The organism is Candidatus Merdisoma sp. JLR.KK006 (genome assembly GCF_036941035.1).
In the GTDB taxonomy this organism is placed as follows: Bacteria; Bacillota; Clostridia; order Lachnospirales; family Lachnospiraceae; genus Laedolimicola.
In genome coordinates, this window is record NZ_JAYMNS010000066.1 from 1 (window position 1) to 3,537 (window position 3,537).

A 3,537-nucleotide genomic window follows, 5' to 3' on the forward strand; every position below is an offset into this window, starting at 1 on the left:
TATCCCAGAAGTATTGTTATTCTAGGAGAACTGCCAACATCAGCGTAAATCTGCAGTTCTCCGATTTAAATCCCGAATAACAATAACTACTTTTACCTTAAGAATTCCGGTATGTTACTTTTGCCATTCGTGTTCTCAAAATGAGAATTATCCTTGAGAAACCATTTGTCATTCCACGATTTAAGCTGTTTATTCATGGTATCCTGCGTTATCTCTGTATATATCTGAGTAGTCTGCAAGGATACATGCCCGAGCAAGTTCTTAACCACAATAAGCGGGACCCCTGCTTCAAGCATATGGGTGGCAGTAGTATGCCTCATGGAATGTGGCGTGTAACTATATCTGAGCATTTCAGGATACTCAAGTTTTGCCTTGTCAATGTATTTGGAGTATATTTCCTCAATACAGGCAACTGACATCTTCTCATGTGTCTGACTTGAGAACACATGCCGCCCTGTATCATTGATTATTCTACGATGTTCAATATATTTCTTCAACATATTTGAAGCATCACATGGAATACCTATACGGCGCACCTTTTGACCTTTACCATGTATGTTGATGCCAGCCCGATCAGGATAGAACTGGATGTCCCCAACTGTTAAATCACATACCTCCTGTGCCCTTGTTCCGCTAGCATACATAAAACACAGCAAAGTCTTATCTCTTAATCCGATTTCATTACTTGAATCGGGTAATTCGAATAGAGTCCTGACTTCATCTCTTGTGAATGAACTTCTACCTTTACGGGGCACTTTCTTCTTTGGAACTTTTAGTACACAGTTTCTGAAAGTAACTGCTGAACCAAAATCTCTATTCTGTGCATATATCGAGAATGTTGCAATAGCAGAGAGCCTCTGGTTTCTGGTGCTGACACTGCAGCTGCGCTCTGTTTCCAGCCAGCTTAAGAACTCCATGATCAACTTATCATCAAAGGTATTGAACTCTACCTTATCAGAGGGAATACCTTTTACTGTATATAAGAATTCCATAAGTATACGGAATGCTGCTTTATACGAAACTATCGTTGATTTTGATAAGCCCTTTACAGTTGGTAAATATATATTGAAATAATACTCAAGATGATCCATGAAGGAAATTTTTTTATTCTTCATAGTCTACCTCCGGAAGCAGGTCGCTCATAAATCTTCCAAAGGAATCGATGGACTCCGGAAACAGCTCATTGCTGAATTTTAGGTACTTGGCTGTTTCATTAATGCCTGCATGCCCAAGATAAACAGACAAGAATGGGACAGCGTCATCAAGATGCCTTCCTTCCCGTTCGGCCTTTGCAAACGATTTAAACGCAAACACATGGCGCATACAATGCAGTCATGGGCCACGCTCGTGTTTCTTTCGTTTACAGACTTGAATGCCATTATTACGAACAATGTACTCAAATCTGCGTTTTACTGATCTGTCGGATATATGCCCCTCATTTTTAGAGGATGGGAAAAGCCATATGTTGTTCCTGCCGATAAGGTTCATTGCCATGCAGTACTTGTATAGGATATCTGTCATGGGCGCTGACATCGGGACTAAACGCTGCTTATTGCCTTTTGTGTTTATAAGGCGAAGGATGCCGCCATCCAGATCTACATCATTCATACTTATTTTGACCGTTTCGCCGATCCGAAGGCCGCAACTGTATAAAAGCCTGAGAATCACCGGAAACTCTATCACCAGATAAGGATCAGCCTTTGGATCCTTTTGAACGATGTTATCAGCAGACTCAAAAATACAATTCAACTCTATATCACTAAAGATATACGGGACATAGTCATCATGAACCCTGGGGATGGATGGCATGGCAACACTTTCTCCGGTATGCTTGAGGGACTCCAGAAACTGTCGTATTACAATGATTTCATTCTCAACAGAACTGCTTTTTCCCGAAAGGGAACCAACCCATTGGTTGATGAAATCTTCCGTGATGTGTCCGGGGGAATCCAACCGTTCGGAAACATATGAATCAAAGCGACGTAGATAGCATAATTCGTGTTTTTCTGCACTTTCACTCAATGTTTCCCGACGAAGACCGTAATACTGTGACAACTGTTCAGAATAAATACTATCAAACATGAGTGGCCACCTCCCTGCCGGAAAGATAATCACGGAAAATCCCTGTGGGAATCGGAGGATCTATAGAACACATCCTCAGATTTTCAATATCCGCTTTAGCGTAATGCTTGATAACATCAGGATTTGAATGTCCTAGTATCCTTCTAACCACCTCATAAGATGCATTATCGTTTACCATTGAACTTGCAAGGGATGACCGAAATGCATGTGGACCATGCTTTTTCCCTGCTGTATTGACATTTGCTGCAGCAAAGCATTCATTTAAAGCGTGTCGTATTATGCTTGTAGTAATACGTCCATACGGAGCCACCAGGCTATGAAATACATACCCGTCTTCTAAAGAATATTTGTCATTGCCAAGATGCATCGAAATGGCATTAACAACTTCACAAGGCATTTGCAATGTGAGAGGTATCCCCGTCTTTTCCTGGGTTATACTAATGTATCCCGTACTAAAGTTGATTTCCGATAGTTTAAGCTTTGCAATGTCGCCTGCACGGAGTCCCATTCGTGATGCCAGCCGGATGATAGCAAGGTTTCTCTTTCCAATAGTAGTATTGGTATCAACAGAAGCTTCGACCCTGCTGATTTCATCTGGCGTATATGTCGTGGGAAGCGCCGTACCTCTCTTATAGTGCGGAACAATCCTGGAAAGATCCACTTTTAGGATGCCTTTTTCAGCAAGGTAATTCAGGAACTGACGGATACGTGCATAGGCATCCTTGTTGGAGAATGTAAGCAAGGCCTGTGATACAATGCCGGTGTTTAATTGAGAAAGGTCAGAACAACCAGCATTTTCCACAAAGTTCAAAAAAGATATACAGGTCCTTTCTTTTGAGCAGATCGTAGCCGGTTTATTGCCATTATCTATGCATTCTTGAAGATACCCAGACAAAGTGCCCACAAACACCAGAGGAATCTGTTCGTTATAATCACCATGATGGCACCTGTAAGGTTTTCCGTCAATGTAGTCATCTAGCCTTCGTACTGCACAGGCATAAGCTACAAAGGTGGACTTGCTAACATTTGAATCGGCAAGAAATGCTTTGCCTAATTCATGAGTGTATATGTCCGTGCCATGATGATTCAGAAAAATGTGAATGCGATTGTAGGTTCGTCGATATACGGTCAACGTTGAATCCATATATTTCTGAGATTTTAATTGCTCCAGAACTGCTTTCATCAGTTCATAGAATGGTAAGATTGTATTTCTCATATGAGACCTCCTTTATAATGAGATGAATTAGTTACATCTTCATTGTAAAAGAGCACTATCATTATTCAAGAAATATGCTGTAAAAAACAACATTTATGCCACATGTAGACTTGCTTCTGGAATAACAATACTTCTGGGATAATGGGACTTATTCGAGAACTGGAATAAGTCCCATGCGAGGCGCAGGTTTGACGAGGCAGTAAAGGCGCTGCCAAAGGCAAAGCAGAAGGACAGCCGCA

The 3,537-nt window shown here is 41.3% G+C and carries 4 protein-coding genes; all 4 read right to left on the reverse strand.

Going from position 1 to position 3,537, the window contains the following annotated elements; genetic code table 11:
- Positions 1-92: 92 nt before the first annotated feature.
- Genes VSQ61_RS22505 through VSQ61_RS22520 form a run of 4 tightly spaced genes read right to left on the reverse strand, consistent with a single transcriptional unit; the run spans position 93 to position 3,298 of the window.
- Complete coding sequence (locus VSQ61_RS22505; RefSeq protein ID WP_334346554.1) at positions 93-1,115, reverse strand: tyrosine-type recombinase/integrase; 1,023 nt, start codon at positions 1,113-1,115, stop codon at positions 93-95.
- Positions 1,105-1,323, reverse strand: a complete 219-nt coding sequence (locus VSQ61_RS22510; protein WP_334346555.1) for a site-specific integrase — start codon at positions 1,321-1,323, stop codon at positions 1,105-1,107. Before VSQ61_RS22510 ends, VSQ61_RS22505 begins: the two co-directional genes overlap by 11 nt.
- Before the next feature lie 9 nt (positions 1,324-1,332).
- Complete coding sequence (locus tag VSQ61_RS22515) at positions 1,333-2,082, reverse strand: tyrosine-type recombinase/integrase (protein ID WP_334346556.1); 750 nt, start codon at positions 2,080-2,082, stop codon at positions 1,333-1,335.
- On the reverse strand, positions 2,075-3,298 hold the full coding sequence (locus tag VSQ61_RS22520) for a tyrosine-type recombinase/integrase (protein ID WP_334346557.1): 1,224 nt from the start codon (positions 3,296-3,298) through the stop codon (positions 2,075-2,077). The genes VSQ61_RS22515 and VSQ61_RS22520 overlap by 8 nt, the downstream gene beginning before the upstream one ends.
- Between the last annotated feature and the right edge of the window lie 239 nt (positions 3,299-3,537).

Coding starts and splice junctions, on each gene's coding strand:
- VSQ61_RS22505 (WP_334346554.1), bottom strand. CDS start 1,115: ATGAAGAATAAAAAAATTTCCTTCATGGATCATCTTGAGTATTATTTC.
- VSQ61_RS22510 (WP_334346555.1), bottom strand. CDS start 1,323: ATGCGCCATGTGTTTGCGTTTAAATCGTTTGCAAAGGCCGAACGGGAA.
- VSQ61_RS22515 (WP_334346556.1), bottom strand. CDS start 2,082: ATGTTTGATAGTATTTATTCTGAACAGTTGTCACAGTATTACGGTCTT.
- VSQ61_RS22520 (WP_334346557.1), bottom strand. CDS start 3,298: ATGAGAAATACAATCTTACCATTCTATGAACTGATGAAAGCAGTTCTG.